We start from the raw sequence: 18,571 nt of genomic DNA, 5'->3' as shown, positions 1-18,571 counted from the left end.
GTCAGTGGCGTCCCCGGCCGGTCCGTGCCGCGGGCCCGGACCGGCCGTGTGGGAACGTCAGTTGTGTCAGTGGGTATCCGGGGCGCACAGGCTGTACGCCGTCGGATCATGCCTCGGCAGGTGCCTCGGCGGGGGTTTCGGCGGGCGCCTCGGCGTCCTCGATGGCGGCTTCGCCCTCGGCCGCGTTCTGCGACTTGCCGGGGTTGGCCTTCGCGTCGGCCTTGCGGGCGGCCTGCGCCTCGCGGGCCTCGGCCATCGCCTCGGTCTTCTTCTTGTGCGGACCGAGGACCATGATCATGTTTCGGCCGTCCTGCTTCGGGTTCGACTCCACGAAACCGAGGTCCTCGACGTCGTTCGCGAGACGCTGCAGCAGTCGGTAGCCGAGCTCCGGCCGGGACTGCTCGCGACCACGGAACATGATCGTGATCTTGACCTTGTCGCCCTGCTTGAGGAACCGGACGACGTGACCCTTCTTGGTGTCATAGTCGTGCGGGTCGATCTTCGGCCGGAGCTTCATCTCCTTGATGACCGTGTGCGCCTGGTTCTTGCGCGCCTCACGGGCCTTCATGGCCGACTCGTACTTGAACTTGCCGTAGTCCATGAGCTTGCAGACGGGCGGACGGGCTGTCGCCGCCACCTCGACCAGGTCGAGGTCGTACTCCTGAGCGAGCTCAAGGGCCTTGGCAAGCGGAACAATCCCGACCTGCTCGCCGCTGGGACCGACAAGACGCACTTCGGGAACGCGAATCCGGTCGTTGATGCGGGGCTCGGCGCTGATGGATCCTCCTCGGTTAGCACCACGCGACGGCCTGGCGGACCGCCGCGTATCTTCTGATGACTACCAACCGCGCCGACGCACAAAAAATGCCCCGGACGGTACACATGCGGGGCTCCAAGAACTACCGGAGCACCGCCACGGTGGACCGCGGGGCGCAGACTCGGACGGCTCCATCGTCCGTACGGAACGATGGGGACCGCCTGACCGGTGACCCGCCGCCCGTGAGGGTGGTCGGGTGGGAGATCGGAGCCTCCACTTGTGGGCCGGGTACTCAGATCGCTCGCTGGGCGAGGACGTGGGTGTCCGGCCGGTCGTTACACAAGGTTAGCAGCACTTGGGGGATGGGCCCAACCGGGTGCGCGGACGGCGGTGCGGCGCGGGCGGCATATCGTGTGGGGCATGAGTGAGCCCACCCCCGCAGCCTCTTCGTCCGCTGCCCCTGAGACGCCCGACTACGACGCGCTGACCCGCGACATCGCCGAGGTGCCCGCCGTCGAGGTCATCGTGACGGTCGCGGTGAACCTGATGAGCGCCGCCGCGGTGAAGCTGGGCCTGACCGAGGAGGGCGACGCCCACAAGGACCTGGACGAGGCCCGCAAGCTGATCCACGCCCTGGCCGGCCTGCTCGACGGCAGCGCCACGGAGATCAGCTCGTTCCACGCGGCGCCGCTGCGCGACGGCCTGAAGTCGCTCCAGCTGGCGTTCCGCGAGGCGTCGCTCGTCCCGGACGAGCCCGGCCAGGGCCCGGGCGAGAAGTACACGGGCGCCATCTACGGCTAGCCCGCTCAGCTCTCCCGTACGAAGAGGGGCTCGCCCGGCGGCGTCGCCTCGGCCGGCAGAAGTGCCAGGTCGAGGCCGCGCACCAGGCGGGCCCTCAGTGTTTCGTCGGCGGCGATGCGCCCGGCCACGGCGCGGGCCGTCGTCGCCGGGTCGGCGCCGGGCGCGAGGACCAGGGCGAGAACGCCGTCCGCCGGTCCTGGACCCAGGTGGGCGCGGTGCACGGCGGGCTCGGCGGCGACCGCGGCGCGCACGGCGCCGGTGACCGCGGGGTCGGCCAGCGGGTCGGCGGTGGTGCGGCCCTCGGCGAGGGCGTAGAGCGCGGCGCCCGTGATCTCGTACGGGACCGGGCCCGCGAGGTCGAGGACGACGGTGTCGGCCTTCTCGTGGGCGGCGGCCTGGAGCGCCTGGTGCAGCGGGACGGCGACCGGGCGGGCCTCGGGGTCCCACAGCGCCAGGGAGCGGGTGGAGGTGAAGGCGGGGAGCGCGGTGCGGCTGCCCGCCTTGAGGGTGGGGACGGCCATGTCGCTGGTCTTCTCGCGGCGCAAGCCGTTCTCGTCCTCCTCCACCTCTCCCAGGACGGCGACGACGGGGACCAGGAGGCGGGCCCCCTTCAGCGCCTCCAGGACCGGGCCGTGGGCCGTGCGGTCCTTCTCCCAGGCGGTCAGGGCTTCGGCCAGGCGCGGGTCCGCGGTGCCGTCGTCGTCGGAGAAGCCGGGGTCGGGAATGTTCTTGTTCGCCACGGTCACCGACCCTACCGAGCCGCCGGGGGCACATTCTCAGCAGACCCTGAGGTGCGGCTCATGGTCCGCACAGGACGGCGCCGCAGCATCGGCCTCATGTCCCACGCGTCTCATGAACCCCGCGGAACCGGTCGCAGGCGGCCTGCCCTCCATGCCGCCGTCGCGTCGGCGGTGCTCCTCGCCGCCACCGCCGGCACTACGGTCTATGTGAAGGCGCAGGCGCACGACGCGGCCGCGCTCGTCTCCAAGGTCTCGACCACCTCGACGACCTCGGAGGCCGCCCCCGAGAGGAGCTCCGTGGACCGGGACACCCAGCTCGCCGAGGCCGTGCGCGCGGTGACCGGCGAGCACGACGGCGAGGTGTCCGTGGCCGTGCTCGACGTGGCCGGCGGGACGAGCGCCTCGTACGCGTCCGGCGACGGGACGTACGACACCGCGAGCATCGTGAAGGTGGACGTGCTCGCCGCGCTGCTGCTGATGGCGCAGGACGAGGGCCGGGCGCTGACCGCCCAGGAGAAGACGTACGCCACCGCGATGATCGAGCGCAGCGACAACGACGCGACGACCGCCCTGTGGAACACGATCGGCGGCGCGGACGGCCTCGGCGCGGCCAACGAGCGCCTCGGCCTGACCGGCACCACAGGCGGCGAAGGACCGCTGTGGGGCCTCACCCAGACCACGGCCGCCGATCAGCTCGTCCTGCTCAGGCAGGTGTTCGGCGTCGGCGACTCGGTGCTGAGCGCGGCGTCGCGCGCGTACGTGCAGGAGCTGATGGGCGGCGTAGAGGCCGATCAGGCGTGGGGCGTCTCCGCGGCGGCCTCGGCCGGGACCACCACCGAGCTGAAGAACGGCTGGCTGCGGCGGTCCACCACCGAGCTGTGGGACATCAACAGCGTGGGGCGGGTCAGCGTGGCCGGGAAGCGGTACCTGGTCGCCGTGGTGTCCGACGGGAGCACCACCAAGGACGACGGGATCTCGCTGGTGGAGGACGTGGCGAAGGCGGCGGTGAAGGTCGTCGGCGACAGCGACAGCGACAGCGACTGAGGCTGAGGCTGCGGCTGAGGCGGTGGTCAGCGGCGGCGGCTGAGGCGGTGGGTGCGCCACAGGTGGAACGCCGCTCCCAGGAGCAGGGCGCCCAGGACGTAGGCGACGGGGGCGACCCAGCCCGCCGGTTCGGTGTCGTCCGGGTCGTCAGGGCCCGGGCCGAAGTACTTCTCGCCGTACGAGGCCGAGGTCAGGCTCTGCGGTTTCAGCTTCGCGCCCGCGGTGATCGCGGCGGCCGGGTCGACCATGCCGAAGCCGCGCGAGTCGTCGCGGCCCCCGGCCGGCGGGTCCCCGGCCGTGTCCTCCATGAGCTGCTTGATCTGGGCGGGGCTCAGGCCCGGGTGCGCGGCGCGGACCAGGGCGACGGCGCCCGAGACGAACGCGGAGGCGGCGCTGGTGCCCCACGCCGAGTAGTACTTGCGGTCGGGGTCGGCGGTGACGATGGAGCGGCCGGGCGCGGCGACGCTGGCGTACCAGCGGCGGGTGGAGAAGTCCGCGCGGCTGCCCCCCGAGTCGACGGCCGTGGCGGAGATGACGCCCGGGTAGGCCGCCGGGTAGGAGATGTGGTCGCCCTTCTTGCCGCCGTTGCCCGCGGAGGCGACGACGGAGACACCTTTCTTCAGGGCGTACTGGACGGCCTCGTCCTCGCCCGCCTCGGCGTGGGCGGTCGGGGAGTCGTCGCCCAGGGAGAGGTTGATGACGTCGGCGCCGTTGTCCGCGGCCCAGCGGATGCCTTCGGCGAGGGCGTCGCCGCGGGTCTCGCGGGCCTTCGCGCGGGAGCTGTCGCCGTCCTCCAGGATCACGCGGACGGGGAGGATCTTCGCTTCCGGGGCGATGCCGATGACGCCGTCGCCGTTGCCCGCGCCGTGCCCGTGGCCCGCGATGATGCCCGCTATGGCGGTGCCGTGGTGGGCCCAGGAGGCGTCGCCCCGTCCGGCGCCGAAGCCTATGAGGTCCTTGCCCGCCAGGACGTTGCCCGCGAGGTCGGGGTGCTGGTCGTCGACGCCGGTGTCCAGGACCGCGACGGTGACGCCCGCGCCCTTCGTCGTGCGCCACGCCTCCTGGGTGTGCAGGGCGCTGAGGCCCCACTGCTGGGCGCGGACCGAGTCGGCGTGCGCGGCGGCGGCCGGGAGCAGGGCGAGGGCCGCGGCGCCGGTGAGGGCGGCGATCCGGCGAAGGCGGTTCATGACGTCTGCTCCGTGGACTTCTGGACGGCCTTGCGCAGCCCGCGTTCGACCCGGTCGGCGACGCCCTGCGCCTCGTGGCCGAGGCCCGCCTGGGCGGGGGCGGTCGTGGCGTCCGTCTTCATGGCCTCGGCGGCGGGCTGCGGGTCGGCGACGGTGCGGCCGTCGGCGAAGCCGCTCACCGCGTAGACGACGACCGGGGCGTCGGTGAGGACGTTGAGCGTCCAGGACGCGCGCTGGGCGTCGCCGAAATGGGCGGCGTCGGTGCCGGGGACGGCGTACGGGCGGGGCAGCAGGTCGGTGCGGCGGTCCAGGCCCTCCTCGGTGAACCGGGTGCGCAGCGACTTGGCCGTCTCGGCGTCGGCGCCCGTGAACAGCAGGCCTACGGTCGTGACGCTGGACCGGGTCGCGTCCGTGTAAGTCGCCCGCAGCAGGCGCAGGCAGCCCGCGGGGCGCAGCGCCTTCTTCAGCAGCGGGTCGAAGGCGTCCTTGCAGTCGCTGTCGGGGGCGACGCCGATCCGGGTCCAGGTGCGGTCGGCTCCGCCGGGGCCCGCGCCCTCGCCGTTCAGGGTGCGGGGGAAGAGCTGGTCGACGGGGATGGCGTGCCACAGTTCGGCGGCGTCGCGGTAGGCGCTCTGCGCGGAGACGGCGGCGTCGCCGTCGTCCACGGTCAGAAGGGTGCCGGTGGCCGCGCCGCCGATCAGGCCCAGGCCGAGGACGAGGCAGGCCGCGGCGGCGGCCGCGCGGGGGCGCAGGCGGGTGCCGATGGGGCGGAGGCGGGTGGTGCTGTCGTCGTAGTGCTCGGGGCGGGCGAACCGTACGAAGGGCCTGCCGGCCGTGTCCGGGTTCGGGGTGAGGTCGACTGTGGCCACAAGCCTCCGGGCCGGCGGGGTTGTCGGTGGGGCCGGGGGCGGGGGCGGGGCCATGGTCGGGGGGATCGGGCGTAGGCGGGTGGTGGTTTCGTTCTGGTGCGCGAACGCGCCGTGGGGGGACGTCGTGTTCGTGGCGGGTGCGGCGCCGTCGTGGTTGCTCGCGCCGTTCCCCGCGCCCCTGGCCGGGCCTGCCTCAGGCGGGAGGGGCATCGGCCGGGGGGCTGTCGTGTTGTTCGCCCGTGCGGCGCCGTCGTGGTTGCTCGCGCCGTTCCCCGCGCCCCTGGCCGGGCCTGTCTCGGGTGAGAGGGGTGTCGCTCGGGTTCCCGGGTGGGCAGCCGACGGTGATGGCGGGGTGTCCGGGAGGCGGGAGGACGGGGACGGCGGGGGTGGGGATGACGGCATCGGTGGCGTCGCGGGGGGCTGGGCCGGGCGTGGGGGGGTCGAGGGGCGCGGCGGGACGCTGCGGGCTTCCGTGCTCATGCCTCCCCGTTTCCTCAGCCTGCGTGCGCGTCACTCTAACGGGCCCGCCCATGGACCGGGTCACACAGTCCGCGCGCGCGGCCGATCTGCCCGGAACGTCCCTCTACCCTGCGGTAATCGGGTCTGGCAGGCTGCGTCCATGACACCGCGCGCCGCCGACCGGGCCCGCTTCGACCGGGCCACCGCACACCTCGACGCCCCGCTGGCGCTCGTGGACCTGGACGCCTTCGACGCCAACGCCGACGATCTTCTGCGCCGTGCCGCCGGGAAGCCGATCCGGGTGGCCAGCAAGTCCGTACGGTGCCGGGCCCTGCTGGAGCGGGTCCTCGCCCGGGACGGGTTCGCCGGGATCATGTCGTTCACGCTCGCGGAGTCGATCTGGCTGGCGCGCTCCGGGTTCGAGGACGTACTGCTCGCGTATCCGTCGGCCGACCGGGCCGCCTACGCCGAGCTGGCGCACGACCCCAAGCTGGCCGCCGCGGTGACCGTGATGATCGACGATCCGGCGCAGTTGCAGTTGATCGACGGCGCCAGGGACGGGGGGCGTGAAGAGATCCGGGTGTGTCTGGAGCTCGACACCTCGTGGCAGGTGCTCGGCGGGCGGGTGCGGATCGGCGCCCTGCGTTCGCCGCTGCGTACCCCGGCCCAACTCGCCGAGCTGGCCCGGTCGGTGGGGCGCAGGCCCGGGTTCCGGCTCGTCGGCATCATGGCGTACGAGGGGCATGTGGCCGGGGTCGGCGACGCGCTGGCGGGGCGTCCGCTGCGGTCGCGGGCGATCCGGGTGATGCAGGCCGCGGCGCGCAAGGAGCTGGCCGTGCGCCGTGCCGAGGTGGTGCGGGCCGTCCGCGCGGTCGCGCCCGACCTGGAGTTCGTGAACGGCGGCGGGACCGGCAGCGTCCAGCACACCGCCGCCGAGGACTCGGTCACCGAGATCGCCGCCGGTTCGGGGCTCTACGTGCCGCGTCTCTTCGACAACTACACCTCCTTCAGCGGGCGTCCGGCCGCGCTGTTCGCACAGCCGGTCGTGCGCAGGCCCGGTGTCGGCGTCGTCACGGTGCTCGGCGGCGGCTACCCGGCGTCGGGCGCGGCGGGCCCGGACCGGCTCCCGGTGCCGTATCTGCCGGAGGGGCTGCGCTACGACGCCCAGGAGGGGCCCGGCGAAGTGCAGACGCCGCTGCTCGGGTCGGCCGCCGACGATCTGCTCATCGGTGACAAGGTGTGGTTCCGGCACGCGAAGGCCGGTGAACTGTGCGAGCGGTTCGAGGCGTTGCACCTCGTGGAGGGGGACGCGGTCGCCGAGACCGTGCCCACGTACCGCGGTGAGGGGTACACCTTCCTCTGACCGGCCCCGTCACGCGTCACGGTGACGGCGGCGGGCCCAGGCTGCTGCCCACTCCCCCGCCGCCGCCCGCCGCGCCCGCCGGGCGGATGCCCTCGACGATTCTGTCGAGGTCGGAGAGCGGCGGGGCCGCGTCGCTCACGTCCAGGGTGCAGCGCACGGCGACGAGCGACTCGGAGCCGACGCTGGACGGGAAGACGGCGGACTGGACGTAGCCGCCGGGGCCCTCGGCGGTCGTGACCCTCCACCGGACGAGGAAGCCCGCGCGTCCGGCGACCGCGACCTGCCGCGCGGCGACGACCTTGTGGGCGGTGATCCCGCCGAACGGCCGCTGTCCGACGGCGTTGGTGTCGTACGCGAGGTCGGCGGTGTCGGAGACGTCCTGCCCGGCCAGGGACTTCAGGGTGGCCCCGGCGGGCACACCGGTCACGGTGCGCGTGGCGACGGTGCCGCGGCGGCACAGGCCCTCGTCGTAGGGGCAGGTGTAGGTGCGCGGGGTGGTGAGGAGGACGTCGCCGTCGGCGACGTTCTCGGCCTTCTGCCAGCCGGGGACGACGGGCAGGGTCACCCCGTTGAGCTGGTCGGTGACGCGGGAGGGGTCCTCGGACGAGGACGAGGACGGGGACGAGGACGAGGACGGGGACGGCGCCGCGGAGGGCGCGGACGACGAAGCGGGGCGCGCCGTGGGCCCGTTGCGTGCCCCGGCCCCGCCCGCGTCCCCGCCCCCGTCATCCGTGAGCACCCCGACGACGCCCGCGACGATGGCCGTGACCAGCACGGTCCCGGCCGCGGCGACGGCGACGACCTTGGCACGGCCGCCGCCGCCCGGGGCCGGGGCGGGCACCGGCGGCACCGGCCGTCTGCGGGCCTCGGTCCACGCCGCCCCGTCCCACCAGCGTTCGGTGGCCGGGGCGTGCGGGTCCGGGTACCAGCCGGGCGGCGGTGTCACGCTCATCCCGGCACTGTAGGGCGCACGGGCCCGGCCCGTGGGTCAGTGCACCGAGTCGACCTGATCGGGCACGACCGAGCCGTCCTCCCGGTGCAGCGGGCCGAATCCGCCCTCCGGCAGGTTGTAGGCCGCGGTCGAGCAGGGGTACGTGCCCGGCTTCTGCGGCAGCGGCTCGATGAACATGGGGTTGGCGACCCAGCGTCCGTCGGCGTTGTCGTAGGCGCGGCACATGATCTCGTTCTTGTTCCGGTTGAGGACGAGGTGGGCGCCGGTCGCGTCGCCGACGAAGGTCACGTCGGTGTCGGCGTCACCGCCGCCGAGCGCGATGCGCTTGCCGGAACTCTGCTTGTTCCAGGCGGCCTTGCCCTTCACACCGTAGATCTCCTGGTTGATCCAGCAGCGTTTGCCGTCGATGTACGGGATGGCCTCGCCCTGGGTCCTGCCGATCCCGCCGCAGCCCTCGTTGTACGTGGTGATGCGGCCCTCGCGGTCCAGTACGGAGCGGATCGCGACGGTGTGCTTCCGGTCGATGCCGACGCCGCGCGACCAGACCTCGGTCACCGGCTCGGATCCTGCGGAGACGATGTAGACGTCGAAGCCGGCCTTCTGGAGCGTACGGATGAGGTCGCGCTGCTGCTCGTAGTAGCGGGCGTAGCCGGGGATGGTGTGCGTGCCCAGCTTCTGGGTGGCGCCGACCGGTGCGGCGAGGGCCTCCTTGCGGGCGGCGGCCGCGTAGGACTCCAGCTCGGGGACGGTGTGCCCGGCGAACAGCTGCGGTACCCAGGCATACTGGGGGACGGTGCGGCGGTGGTTCCAGTCGCCCGCGAAGGCGGCGGCGCCGCTCATCGTCCTGCCGGACTCGCGGATGTTGAAGATCTCGTCGGTGCAGTCGGTGTCGGTGGAGGTCGGCAGCGGGGAGCCGACGGGGACGCGGGTGCCGCAGGCGGCGGTGAGCGCCTTGTCGGCGTCGTCCGTCAGCCACTTGCTGGTCTTCTTCCAGCTCGCGGGGCGCAGGATCTTGTCGTGCTTGAGGGACCAGGCGATGGTCGCGTCGGTGACGTCGTTCTTGGAGACGGTGTTGTCCCAGTCGAACGCGGCGACCGGACGCGGCCCGCGATGGCCGTCGCAGGTGCCCCGTTCGTCGATCATGCGCTGGAGCCTGGCGCGGTTGTGCCCGTACCACGGCAGCTTCTTCGACAGCTGCGGGCAGGCCCGGGGCGTGGCGGGGGACGCGGACGTGGCGGCGGCCGCAGGAGAGACGAGAGCCGCGGCCACCAGGGAGGTGACCACGGCCGAGGTCCACGCGGCAACATTTCTGTTACGCATTCGGGGACCGTACACCTACCTGGCGTGTCCCCTACAGAGGCGTGACGTACGCGCCCGAAATGCCGCCGTCGACAAGGAAGTCGGTGGCGTTCACGAACGCCGCGTCGTCGCTGGCGAGGAAGGCGACGGCGGCCGCGATCTCGTCGGCCTCGGCGAACCGCCCGACCGGAATGTGCACGAGGCGGCGCGCGGCGCGCTCCGGGTCCTTGGCGAACAGTTCCTGGAGGAGCGGGGTGTTCACCGGGCCCGGGCACAGGGCGTTCACCCGGATGCCCTCCCGCGCGAACTGCACGCCCAGCTCGCGCGACATGGCGAGGACGCCGCCCTTGGAGGCGGTGTACGAGATCTGAGAGGTGGCGGCGCCCATCCGCGCGACGAACGACGCGGTGTTGATGATGGAGCCCCTGCCCTGGCGCCGCATGTACGGGATCGCCGCCTTGCAGCACAGGTACACGGAGGTGAGGTTCACGTCCTGGACGCGCTTCCACGCCTCCAGGCCCGTGTCGAGGATGGAGTCGTCGTCGGGCGGTGAGATGCCCGCGTTGTTGAAGGCGATGTCGACGGAGCCGTAGGTGTCGTACGCGGCCTTGAACAGCGCCTCCACCTGCTCGGCGTCGACGACGTCGACCCGCACGAAGGTGCCGCCGACGTCCTCGGCCGCCTTCTTGCCCGTCGCCTCGTCGATGTCGCCGCAGACGACGTGGGCGCCCTCGGAGGCGAGGCGGCGGGCGGTGGCGAGGCCGATGCCGCTCCCGGCGCCGGTGACGACGGCGGTGCGGCCGACGAGACGGCGGCAGATGTTCTCCTGCGACTGCGATCCGGTCACTGGGAAGGGCCCTCCATGCTGATGAAGACGTTCTTGGTCTCGGTGAAGGCGGTCAGCGCGTCCGGCCCCAGCTCGCGCCCGAGCCCCGACTGTTTGACGCCGCCGAACGGGGTCCAGTAGCGGACGGCCGAGTGGGAGTTCACGGACAGGTTCCCGGCGCGGACGGCGGCGGACACCCGCAGGGCGCGCCCCAGGTCCCGGGTCCAGAGCGACCCGGCGAGCCCGTACGGGGTGGCGTTGGCGAGGCGGATCGCGTCCTGCTCGTCGGTGAACGGGAGCAGGACGGCGACGGGCCCGAAGATCTCCTCGGTGGCCGCCGGGGAGCCGGCCGCCTCGCCGGTCAGCACGGTCGGCGGGAACCAGAACCCGGGGCCGGTGGGCGCGCTGCCCCGGATGCCGTCGGCGGCGTCGGGCACCATGCCCCGTACGCGGTCGAGCTGTCGACGCGAGATGAGCGGCCCCATCTGCGTCTTCTCGTCGAGCGGAGCGCCGACGACGACGGCTCCGATCGCCTCCGTGAGCAGCGCCGCGCACTCCTCGTACACCGACTCCTGGACGAGGACGCGGGTGCGGGCGCAGCAGTCCTGCCCCGAGTTGTCGAGGAAGGAGAACGGGTCGAGGGCCGGCGTGAGGTCCGCGTCGGCGAAGACGATGTTGGGGCTCTTGCCGCCCAGTTCGAGGGTGACGGGCTTGACCTGGGCGGCGCACCGCTGCATGACCTCGCGGCCGGTGCGCGTGGACCCCGTGAAGACGATCTTGGCGACGTCCGGGTGGTCGACGAGGGCGCGGCCCGCGACGCTCCCGCGACCGGGCACGACCTGGAAGAGCCCTTCGGGCAGACCGGCCTCCAGGGCGAGTTCGGCGAGGCGGAGCGCGGTCAGCGGAGTGGTCTCGGCGGGCTTGAGGACGACGGCGTTGCCTGCCGCGAGCGCGGGGGCCGTGCCCCATGCGGCGATCGGCATGGGGAAGTTCCAGGGGGCGATGACGCCGACGACGCCGAGGGGTTCGTGGAAGGTGACGTTCCAACCGCCGGGTACGGGGATCTGCGCCCCGTTGAGCCGCTCGGCGCCGCCTGCGGCGTAGAGCAGCAGATCGCGTACGTTGCCGGCTTCCCAGCGGGCGTCGCCGATGAGGTGCCCGGCCTCGCGGACCTCCAACCGGGCGAGTTCCTCGACGTGTCGGTCGACGATGTCGGCGAAGCGGCGCAGGAGCCGGGCCCGGTCGGCGGGGGCGGTGGCCGCCCAGGAACGCTGGGCGCGGGCGGCGCGTGCGACGGCGGTGTCGATGTCCTCGGGGGTGGCGGCGGGGACGGTCGCGACGAGGTCTTCGGTCGCGGGGTCGAGCACCTCAAGTGCTGTCTGGGACAACGGGAGTGACAACGGGGCGATCCTCACATGCGTTCGAAGGAGCGGCGCAGCTCCCAGTCGGTCACCGCGGCGTCGAAGGCATCGGTCTCGACCCGGGCCATGTTGCGGTAGTGGGCGACGACCTCGTCGCCGAAGGCGGCCACGGCGATGGGGCTGTTCTCCCAGAGCTCGGCGGCCTCGCGCAGGGTGGTGGGGACGTGCTCGTACCCGGCGTCGTAGGCGTTGCCCGCGCAGGGTTCGGGGAGGCCGAGCTTGTGCTCGATGCCGTACAGACCGGCCGCGACGAGGCCCGCGACGGCGAGGTGCGGGTTGACGTCGCCGCCGGGGAGCCGGTTCTCGAAGCGGAGCGAGGGGCCGTGGCCGACGACGCGCAGGGCGCAAGTGCGGTTGTCGTGGCCCCAGGCGACGGCGGTCGGGGCGAACGAACCCGGCTGGAACCGCTTGTAGGAGTTGATGTGCGGGGCGTAGAGGAGGGAGAAGTCGCGCAGGGCGGCGAGCTGTCCGGCCAGGAAGTGGCGCATGGTCGCGGACATCCCGTCCGGGCCCGCCATCACGCTCGTACCGTCCTCGTCGGTGAGCGAGAGGTGGATGTGGCAGGAGTTGCCCTCGCGCTCGTTGTACTTGGCCATGAAGGTGAGCGAGGCGCCTTCCTGCGCGGCGATCTCCTTGGCGCCCGTCTTGTAGATGGCGTGCTGGTCGCAGGTGGTGAGGGCCTCGTCGTAGCGGAAGGCGATCTCGTGCTGGCCCGGGTTGCACTCGCCCTTGGCGGACTCGACGGTGAGGCCCGCGCCCGCCATCTCGTTGCGGATGCGGCGCAGGAGGGGCTCGATACGGCCGGTGCCGAGGACGGAGTAGTCGATGTTGTACTGGTTGGCCGGGGTCAGGCCGCGGTAGTTCGCGTCCCAGGCCTGCTCGTAGGTGTCCTTGAAGACGATGAACTCCAGCTCGGTACCGGCCTGGGCACGCAGGCCGTGCTCGGCGAGACGGCCGAGCTGGCGGCGCAGGATCTGCCGGGGCGCGGCGACGACGGGCGAGCCGTCCTCCCAGGCGAGGTCGGCGATGAGCAGGGCGGTGCCCGGGTGCCAGGGGATGCGGCGCAGGGTGGAGAGGTCGGGGCGCATGGCGAAGTCGCCGTAGCCGCGGTCCCAGGACGACATGGCGTAGCCGTCGACGGTGTTCATCTCGGCGTCGACGGCGAGCAGGTAGTTGCAGCCCTCGGTGCCGTGGTGCAGGACTTCGTCGAGGAAGAAGCGGGCGGCGAACCGCTTGCCCTGGAGCCGCCCCTGCATGTCGGGGAAGGCGAGCACGACGGTGTCGATCTCGCCGCCCGCGACGAGGGCGTGCAGTTCTTCCACGCCGAGCGGGGATGTGCGGTCTGCCACGGAAGAAACCTCCTTGGATCCCGGGGGCCTTGGGGGTCCCCCGGGTCGGCCGGGAGCCATAAGGTATTGCGGCAGACCATTGCTTGGGAAGGGGACCGGTCCGTATGGCGCACACGGGCGGCGAGGGCGGCCTCGGGACGGTGCTGCGCCCGGTCCGGGCGGGCAACGGGTTCGAGGAGGCGCTCGAGCAGATACTCCAGGTCGTCCGGCTCGGGCTCGTCCCGGGCGGCGAACGGCTGCCGTCGGAGCGGGAGTTGGCGGACCGCCTCGGCATCAGCCGGGTCACCTTGCGCGAGGTCCTGAAGGTCCTGCAGGAGCAGGGCCTGGTGGAGTCGCGGCGCGGACGCTACGGCGGCACATTCGTCCTACGGCGCTCCGGCGCGGCCGGCGAGGACGAGCTGCGGCGCCGCGTCAAGGGCGTCGACATCGAGGACGTCCTGCGCTTCAGGGAGGTCCTGGAGGTGGGCGCGGCAGGGCTGTGCGCGGCGCACGCCCTCGACGACGAAGGGGCCGCGCGGCTGCGCACGGCGCTCGCCGCCACGCATGACGCGCCGCTCGCGGACTACCGCCGCCAGGACACCCTTTTCCACCTCACCCTCGCCGGACTGTGCGGCTCCCCGTCCCTCGCCGCCCGGTACGCGGCGGTCCGCGCCACGGTCAACGACCTCCTCGACTGCATCCCCCTGCTCGTACGGAACCTGGAGCACTCCCAGCGCCAGCACACCGCGCTGGTGGAGGCGGTGCTCGACGGGGACGCGGACGGCGCGCGGGAGATGACGCGTGAGCACTGCGGCGGCACGGCGGCGCTGCTGCGCGGCTTCTTGACCTGACAAAGGTCTGGCTCTGTCCCATTGGTACTCGCCCCTCGGCCCGGCGGGGTGCCCGCATGCTGAACGCCGCTGTAAGGGGAGCCACGATCTCGTACGCTGCGAGGCCGGCCGGGCCGGAGAGGACCGCACCGCACGAAGCACGACCGAGGTTGGGGAGCACGGCACCATGGTGAGGCCGCTGATAGGCATCAGCACCTATCTGGAGAAGCAGACCCGGTGGGGCGTGTGGGAGCTGCCCGCGGCGCTGCTCCCGGCCGGCTACCCGCAACTGGTACAGAGCTCGGGCGGCATCGCCGTCATGCTGCCGCCCGACGCCGCCGCCCAGGCCCCGTCGGTGGTGGCGCGGCTCGACGGCGTGATCGTCGCGGGCGGCCCCGACGTGGACCCCGACCGCTACGGCGCCGAGCGCGACCCGCGTACGGGCCCGGCCGCGACGGAGCGCGACACCTGGGAGCTGGCCCTGATCCGCGCCGCGATGACTTCCGGCACCCCGCTGCTCGGGGTCTGCCGGGGCATGCAGCTCCTGAACGTGGCGCTCGGCGGGACGCTGACGCAGCACCTGGACGGCCATGTGAAGGAGGTCGGCACGTTCGGCCGCCACACCGTGACCCCGGTCCCCGGCACCCGCTACGGCGACCTGGTGCCGGATCCGTCGGAGGTCCCGACCTACCACCACCAGGCGGTCGACCGCCTGGGCCGGGGCCTGGTCGCCTCGGCCTACGCGGCGGACGGCACGGTCGAGGCGGTGGAGCTGCCCGGCATGACATGGGTCATGGGCGTGCAGTGGCACCCGGAAATGGGCGAGGACGCACGGGTGACGAAGGGCCTGGTACGGGCGGCGTCGGCCCCGCACGGTTTCTGACCGAGACCGAACAACCCCCTCGAACCAAACCAAGCCCGCCCGCCCAAACCAAGCCCCTCCGGCGATTGAGGAGCGGGGCCCGGGGCAGAGCCCCGTGACCCGAGCCCCGGACCCCGCCCGCCACCTGAATGCCCGCCACCTAAATGCCCGCCACCTAAATGCCCGCCACCTGAATGCCGCTCAAGCGGACCGCGTAAGCCCCAGCAAATCCCTGGCCGGCCCCACCGGAAGATGCCCCGAGGGCCACACCGCCCGCAGATCCCGCGCAAGCGGAGGCGCCCCCTCCAACGGAATCCGGACGAGCCGCCGCGCGGACAGCTCCTCCCCCACGGCCAGCTCACTCAGCACGGAGGGCCCGGCCCCACTGACCGCGGCCGCCTTGACCGCGGTGGTCGAGGACAACTCGATGAGCGGCCGGGCAAGCCCACCGAGCGCCGCGTCGAGCACCTGCCGGGTCCCGGACCCCTCCTCCCGCAGAATGAGCGGCGTAGCGGCAAGCTCCTCCGCCGCGAGCGGCCGGCGCCGCCGGACCCAGGGATGGCTGGGCGCGGCCACGACAATCAAATGATCATGTGCGATGACGGTCGCGTCGAGCCCCGCCGGAACCGAGAGCCCCTCCACGAACCCCAGATCCGCCTCGCCCGCGAGCAACCGCTCGGCGACCGCCGCGGAGTTGCCGGCGAGCAACGACACCGCGGTGTCGGGCCGGGCCGCCCGCAGCGCGATCAGCCAGCGCGGCAGCAGATACTCGGCGATCGTCATGCTGGCGGCGACCCGCAGCCGCGAGTCCCGCCGGTCGCGCAGCGCCTGCGCCCCGGCGTCGAACTCCTCGGCCGCCTCCACGACGCGCCGCGCCCAGTCGGTGACCAGGGCGCCCGTCGCGGTGAGCCGGGACCCGCGCGGCGAACGGTCGACGAGGGCGAGGCCGAGCTGCCGCTCCATCGACCGGATCCGGCTGCTGGCGGCGGGCTGCGTGATGCCGAGCTCGCGCGCGGCGGCCCCGAGACTCCCGAGCCGGGCCACGGCCAGCAGGAGCTCGAGGGCGCCGAGGTCCGGGACGCGATGCGCGAGCATCCCCGGCGGCGGCTGCGTCGGGTCCGTGGACTCGCTGCGCTCCTTGCTGCTCATAAAGGCAGCTTATGCCCCCATAGTGACAACGTCCCTGGTGGGCCCGGTGCCCGCACGCGACGGTGACTACATGCTCACCGCCGCCCACCCCGCGCCCGCCCCCACCGCCGTCTCGGCAGCCCGCTGGGCCACCGTCCGCCACCTGGGCCCGAACTGGTACGCCGCGGTCATGGGCACCGCCATCGTCGCCAACGCGGGCGCGACCCTGCCGCTGAGCTTCCCCGGCCTGCGAACGGCGTGCGCGGCGATCTGGGCGCTCTCCTTCGCCGCACTCCTGGCCGTGCTCACCGCGAGGGCCCTGCACTGGACCCACCACCGCGACCAGGCACGGGCACACCTGCTCGACCCGGCGACGGCCCCGTTCTACGGCTGCCTGCCGATGGCGCTCCTCGCGGTCGGCGGCGGCACGATGCTCGTGGGGCAGGACTGGATCGGCGCGGAAGCGGCACTCGCGATCGACACGGTGCTGTTCACAGTCGGCACGCTGACCGGCCTGACAGCGGCGGTGGCGGTCCCGTACCTGATGGTGGCGAGGCACCGTATCGAGCCGGGCGAGGCCTCGCCCGTATGGTTGCTGCCGGTCGTGGCGCCCATGGTGTCCGCCGCGCTCGGCCCACTGCTCCTGCCCCACCTGCCCCCCGGCGCATGGCAGCAGACCCTGCTCCTCGCCTGCTACGCGATGTTCGGCATGAGCCTGCTGGCGACCCTCGTCATGCTGCCGCTGATCTTCGCCCGCCTGGTGACGACGGGCCCGCTCCCCCTGGCCCTGACCCCGGCGCTCTTCCTGGTCCTGGGCCCGCTGGGCCAGTCGACGACGGCGGCGAACAAGTTCGCGGACGCGGCGCCCGGCGTCCTCCCCGCCTCCTACGCCGACGGCTTCACGGCGTTCGCGATCCTCTACGGCGTCCCCGTGACGGGCTTCGCCCTCCTGTGGCTGGCCCTCGCCGTGGCCATGGTGGCGCGGGCGCTCCGCGGCGGCATGCGCTTCTCGATGACGTGGTGGGCGTTCACGTTCCCGGTCGGCACCTGCGTGACGGGCGCGGAGGGCCTGGCCGCCCACACGGGCCTGCCGGTCTTCGACGTACTCGCCGTGGCGCTCTACGTGGTCCTGGTGGCGGCCTGGGCGGTGGCGGCGCTGCACACGACACGAGGGGTACTGAACGGCCGCCTGCCGGCACCGCCCACCCCGGTACGGGCCTGACTCACCGCCCGTACGCGGCGCGCAGGCCGGCGGAGAGCACCCGCACCGCCTCCCCCAGCGAGGGCCCGTACCAGGTCAGATGGCGCCCGCTGACGAGCGCGGCGGGAACACCGAACGCCTCGGGCCCGTCATCGGCGGTGAACCGGTACGGCTCATCGGGCAGCACCACGACATCCGCCCCGACAACGCGCAGCTCATCGAGCGGGATTCGCGGATACCGCTCGGCATGACCGGCGTAGACGTTCTCGACGCCGAGCCGGGCGAGCAGATCACCGGCGAAGGTGTCGCGCCCGAGCACCATCCAGGGCCGCCGCCAGATGGGCACGACACCCCGCACCGGCGGCTCGCGGGGGACAACCGCCGACCACGCGCCCTCGGCCTCATCGAGCCAGCGCGGCCGTGAACGGACCCCACAGGCAACCAGAAGGCGCTCCAACTCCCCCCAGGCGTCGTCCAGTTCACGCACGACAGTGACAAGCACCTCGACCCCGGCGGCGCGCAGAGCCTCCAGATCCGGCCGCCGATTCTCCTCCTCGTTGGCGAGGACAAGATCGGGACGGAGGGCAAGGACGGCCGGCACATCAGGATTCTTGGTGCCACCGACACGAGCGACATCGAGCCCCGCGGGATGACCGCACCAGTCGGTGGCCCCCACCAGGACGCCCGGCGAAGACACCGCGACGGCTTCGGTCAGCGACGGGACCAGGGACACCACCCGCACGACGGGCGGCTACTTCGGACCGGGCTCGTCGACCGCGTCGATGTGCTCGGCGACCGCCACCACGAGGACCCGCGCCTCGGCCACGGTCGCCCGCCACCGGTGCCGTACGCCACCGGTCAGGTACAAGGTGTCGCCGCGCACGAGCCGGTAGGCGCGCCCCTCGGCCTCGACCTCGACGGCGCCTTCGCTGACATGCATGAGGACGTCATTGCGGAGCTGGAACTCGCGCCCCGGATCATGGTCCCCCACGAACTCCTGGGCGTGCATCTGATGGTGCCCGCGCACGAGGGACCGTACGACGGGGTCCTTGCCGTCCTCGACGCTCGTGTCGTCGGCGCGTACGAGGTCGACGGTGCGGGCGGGATCGGCGGCGGCGAGGAGTTCGACGGCGGTGGTGCCGAGGGCGTCGGCGACCTTCTCCAGGGAGCGCTGGCTGGGCCGGGCCCGCTCGTTCTCCACCTGGCTGAGGAAGGGCACGGACAGGCCGCTGCGCTCGGCGACGGCGGAGAGGGTCAGTTCGAGCGTCCGGCGCCGGCGCCGGACAGCCGCGCCCACGCGCAGTGTCTCCTTGTGCTCGTCCATGGGTCCGCTCCCTCCCACCGCATTGCTCTGCTCGTTTGAATGCACCCTACGCATGTTCGTCCGGCGGTTTCATGCGAGCGCGGTAAGCGGTGGGTCACGATCAGGACGCCCCGGGTCACGGAACGAACGGAAGGTGGGTCCCCCCGCAGCCTCTGCTACGGCGGAACCCACCCTTTCGTT

At 73.0% G+C, this 18,571-nt stretch carries 18 protein-coding genes; 6 read left to right on the top strand and 12 right to left on the bottom strand.

The genetic code is table 11. The features are described 5' to 3' along the window. Nucleotides 1-106: 106 nt before the first annotated feature. Nucleotides 107-778, bottom strand: coding sequence for a translation initiation factor IF-3 (gene infC / locus ACH4RC_RS22790; protein ID WP_398204184.1), 672 nt, complete (start codon nt 776-778; stop codon nt 107-109). Between the two features lie 399 nt (nt 779-1,177). Here infC and ACH4RC_RS22785 point away from each other — a divergent pair, with 399 nt between their 5' ends. After that, entirely contained in the window at nt 1,178-1,558 is a 381-nt protein-coding gene (locus tag ACH4RC_RS22785; protein WP_398203786.1) for a DUF1844 domain-containing protein, read from the top strand. A gap of 5 nt (nt 1,559-1,563) precedes the next feature. On the opposite strand, the gene ACH4RC_RS22780 is transcribed toward ACH4RC_RS22785, so the two are convergent. After that, nucleotides 1,564-2,298, bottom strand: coding sequence for an SseB family protein (locus ACH4RC_RS22780; RefSeq protein ID WP_398203784.1), 735 nt, complete (start codon nt 2,296-2,298; stop codon nt 1,564-1,566). Nucleotides 2,299-2,394: 96 nt separating this feature from the next. Here ACH4RC_RS22780 and ACH4RC_RS22775 point away from each other — a divergent pair, with 96 nt between their 5' ends. Continuing rightward, a complete protein-coding gene (locus ACH4RC_RS22775; protein WP_398203782.1) occupies nt 2,395-3,342 on the top strand; it encodes a serine hydrolase in 948 nt (315 codons plus the stop codon). Between the two features lie 26 nt (nt 3,343-3,368). Here ACH4RC_RS22775 and mycP read toward each other — a convergent pair whose 3' ends face one another. After that, a complete protein-coding gene (gene mycP / locus ACH4RC_RS22770) occupies nt 3,369-4,529 on the bottom strand; it encodes a type VII secretion-associated serine protease mycosin (RefSeq protein WP_398203779.1) in 1,161 nt (386 codons plus the stop codon). Further along, complete coding sequence (locus ACH4RC_RS22765; protein ID WP_398203776.1) at nt 4,526-5,398, bottom strand: hypothetical protein; 873 nt, start codon at nt 5,396-5,398, stop codon at nt 4,526-4,528. The genes mycP and ACH4RC_RS22765 overlap by 4 nt, the downstream gene beginning before the upstream one ends. 619 nt (nt 5,399-6,017) lie before the next feature. Here ACH4RC_RS22765 and ACH4RC_RS22760 point away from each other — a divergent pair. Further along, on the top strand, nt 6,018-7,220 hold the full coding sequence (locus ACH4RC_RS22760; protein WP_398203774.1) for an amino acid deaminase/aldolase: 1,203 nt from the start codon (nt 6,018-6,020) through the stop codon (nt 7,218-7,220). Nucleotides 7,221-7,236: 16 nt separating this feature from the next. Here the strand turns inward: ACH4RC_RS22760 and ACH4RC_RS22755 are convergent, their stop codons facing one another. The 5 genes from ACH4RC_RS22755 to ACH4RC_RS22735 are packed head-to-tail and all read right to left on the bottom strand — an operon-like array spanning nt 7,237 to nt 13,067. Beyond that, nucleotides 7,237-8,172, bottom strand: a complete 936-nt coding sequence (locus ACH4RC_RS22755) for a DUF2510 domain-containing protein (RefSeq protein WP_398203771.1) — start codon at nt 8,170-8,172, stop codon at nt 7,237-7,239. Between the two features lie 36 nt (nt 8,173-8,208). After that, complete coding sequence (locus ACH4RC_RS22750; protein ID WP_398203769.1) at nt 8,209-9,492, bottom strand: haloacid dehalogenase-like hydrolase; 1,284 nt, start codon at nt 9,490-9,492, stop codon at nt 8,209-8,211. A gap of 31 nt (nt 9,493-9,523) precedes the next feature. Further along, complete coding sequence (locus ACH4RC_RS22745; RefSeq protein WP_398203767.1) at nt 9,524-10,318, bottom strand: 3-oxoacyl-ACP reductase; 795 nt, start codon at nt 10,316-10,318, stop codon at nt 9,524-9,526. Then, nucleotides 10,315-11,685, bottom strand: coding sequence for an aldehyde dehydrogenase family protein (locus ACH4RC_RS22740; protein WP_398203764.1), 1,371 nt, complete (start codon nt 11,683-11,685; stop codon nt 10,315-10,317). The genes ACH4RC_RS22745 and ACH4RC_RS22740 overlap by 4 nt, the downstream gene beginning before the upstream one ends. Before the next feature lie 23 nt (nt 11,686-11,708). Next, nucleotides 11,709-13,067: a glutamine synthetase family protein gene (locus ACH4RC_RS22735; RefSeq protein WP_398203761.1), complete on the bottom strand. Its 1,359-nt coding sequence runs from the start codon at nt 13,065-13,067 to the stop codon at nt 11,709-11,711. A gap of 104 nt (nt 13,068-13,171) precedes the next feature. On the opposite strand from ACH4RC_RS22735, the gene ACH4RC_RS22730 reads away from it, so the two are divergent. Together ACH4RC_RS22730 and ACH4RC_RS22725 are read left to right on the top strand one after the other, a co-directional pair. Next, a complete protein-coding gene (locus tag ACH4RC_RS22730) occupies nt 13,172-13,897 on the top strand; it encodes a FadR/GntR family transcriptional regulator (RefSeq protein WP_398203758.1) in 726 nt (241 codons plus the stop codon). A gap of 166 nt (nt 13,898-14,063) precedes the next feature. Further along, nucleotides 14,064-14,759, top strand: coding sequence for a gamma-glutamyl-gamma-aminobutyrate hydrolase family protein (locus ACH4RC_RS22725; RefSeq protein WP_398203754.1), 696 nt, complete (start codon nt 14,064-14,066; stop codon nt 14,757-14,759). Nucleotides 14,760-14,939: 180 nt separating this feature from the next. Here the strand turns inward: ACH4RC_RS22725 and ACH4RC_RS22720 are convergent, their stop codons facing one another. Next, a complete protein-coding gene (locus tag ACH4RC_RS22720; protein WP_398203751.1) occupies nt 14,940-15,887 on the bottom strand; it encodes a LysR family transcriptional regulator in 948 nt (315 codons plus the stop codon). A 70-nt stretch (nt 15,888-15,957) separates the two neighbouring features. On the opposite strand from ACH4RC_RS22720, the gene ACH4RC_RS22715 reads away from it, so the two are divergent. Beyond that, nucleotides 15,958-17,088, top strand: coding sequence for a TDT family transporter (locus tag ACH4RC_RS22715; protein WP_398204182.1), 1,131 nt, complete (start codon nt 15,958-15,960; stop codon nt 17,086-17,088). A gap of 1 nt (nt 17,089) precedes the next feature. Here ACH4RC_RS22715 and ACH4RC_RS22710 read toward each other — a convergent pair whose 3' ends face one another. Together ACH4RC_RS22710 and ACH4RC_RS22705 are read right to left on the bottom strand one after the other, a co-directional pair. Next, nucleotides 17,090-17,809, bottom strand: coding sequence for a helical backbone metal receptor (locus tag ACH4RC_RS22710; protein WP_398203748.1), 720 nt, complete (start codon nt 17,807-17,809; stop codon nt 17,090-17,092). Nucleotides 17,810-17,818: 9 nt separating this feature from the next. Next, nucleotides 17,819-18,391 (bottom strand): helix-turn-helix domain-containing protein, encoded by a 573-nt coding sequence (locus ACH4RC_RS22705; RefSeq protein ID WP_398203745.1) that lies wholly within the window; start codon nt 18,389-18,391, stop codon nt 17,819-17,821. Nucleotides 18,392-18,571 lie beyond the last annotated feature (180 nt).

The organism is Streptomyces sp. NPDC016845, assembly GCF_044332585.1.
Classification (GTDB): Bacteria; Actinomycetota; Actinomycetes; order Streptomycetales; family Streptomycetaceae; genus Streptomyces.
Note: the sequence above shows the minus strand (reverse complement) of the source record. Positions and strands in the feature narration are given on the sequence as shown.